At 68.0% G+C, this 1154-nt stretch carries 2 protein-coding genes; both read left to right on the top strand.

Annotation, left to right across the window (positions count from 1 at the left end; all coding sequences use genetic code 11):
* The first annotated feature begins 76 nt into the window (after positions 1-76).
* Positions 77-409 carry a YbaB/EbfC family nucleoid-associated protein gene (locus tag VTU_RS0105140; protein ID WP_010101499.1) on the top strand — a complete coding sequence of 111 codons (333 nt, stop codon included), beginning with the start codon at positions 77-79 and terminating at the stop codon, positions 407-409.
* A gap of 74 nt (positions 410-483) precedes the next feature.
* Positions 484-1074 carry a recombination mediator RecR gene (recR, locus tag VTU_RS0105135; protein ID WP_010101497.1) on the top strand — a complete coding sequence of 197 codons (591 nt, stop codon included), beginning with the start codon at positions 484-486 and terminating at the stop codon, positions 1072-1074.
* The last annotated feature ends 80 nt before the right edge of the window (positions 1075-1154 follow it).

Below are 1154 nucleotides of genomic sequence, written 5' to 3'. Positions count from 1 at the left end.
CGTTCCGGGCAGCGTCAGACCGGAGTGAGTTCCCGCTCCCCACAGCCTGCAATTTCTCTCACGCAAAGGACCCCCCATGTTCAACAAAGGACAGCTCGCCGGCCTCATGAAGCAGGCCCAGACAATGCAGGACAACCTGAAGAAGGCGCAGGAGGAACTGGCGTTCATCGAGGTCGAGGCGGAATCCGGCGCCGGCCTCGTGAAGGTGCTGATGACCTGCAAGCACGACGTCAAGCGAATCACCATCGACCCCAGCCTGCTGGCCGAGGACAAGGACATGCTCGAAGACCTGGTGGCCGCTGCCTTCAATGCGGCGCTGCGCAAGGCCGAGGAGACTGCTGCGGAGAAGATGGGCAAGCTCACGCAGGGCTTTCCGGGCCTGCCCGGCGGAATGAAACTCCCGTTCTGACGCCCTGCGGCTGACCGCCCGCCCCGCCTACCGGGTCCGCGGGCGGCTTGGCATTGGCCTGGCACTGCTTCCTCATGTCCTCCAGCGACTCCCTTGACGCCCTGATTCAGGCGCTGCGCCGCTTGCCCGGGGTGGGGCTGAAATCGGCGCAGCGCATGGCGTTTCATCTGTTGCAGCGCGACCGCGAAGGCGCGCGCGTGCTGTCGCGCGCGCTGCACGAGGCGGCAGGGTCGGTGCAGCACTGCGCGCGCTGCCATACGTTTACCGAGGCCGGGGTCTGCCACACCTGCCTGGACCCGAAGCGCGATGCCACGCGGCTGTGCGTCGTCGAGACGCCCGCAGACCAGTCGGCGTTGGAGCGCACGGGGGCGTTCAAGGGGCTGTACTTTGTGCTCATGGGACGTCTCAGCCCGCTCGATGGCGTCGGCCCCAAGGAGATCGGCCTGCAAAAACTCATGGAGCGCGCCACCAATGGCGCGGTGCAGGAGGTGATTCTTGCGACCAACTTCAACGCCGAGGGGGAGGCCACGGCGCATGTGATCAGCGAGGCGCTCAAGAGCCGGGGGCTGCACGTGACGCGGCTGGCGCGCGGGGTCCCCGTGGGCAGCGAACTGGAGTACGTGGACCTGGGAACGATCGCGCACGCGCTCGCGGACCGGCGCTGACACGCGGGCGCCACCAGGCCGGGTGACGCAGGCTCAGCGGCGCTTCACCTTGGCGGGCGTTCCGCCGCGCTGCGCGGGCG

The organism is Verminephrobacter aporrectodeae subsp. tuberculatae At4, assembly GCF_000193225.1.
Classification (GTDB): domain Bacteria; phylum Pseudomonadota; class Gammaproteobacteria; order Burkholderiales; family Burkholderiaceae_C; genus Acidovorax; species Acidovorax aporrectodeae.
This window is presented reverse-complemented; position numbering and strand designations above follow the sequence as displayed.

What these genes read in the sequence shown, in the direction of transcription:
- VTU_RS0105140 (WP_010101499.1), top strand. Translation starts at nt 77, where the DNA reads ATGTTCAACAAAGGACAGCTCGCCGGCCTCATGAAGCAGGCCCAGACA.
- recR (WP_010101497.1), top strand. Translation starts at nt 484, where the DNA reads ATGTCCTCCAGCGACTCCCTTGACGCCCTGATTCAGGCGCTGCGCCGC.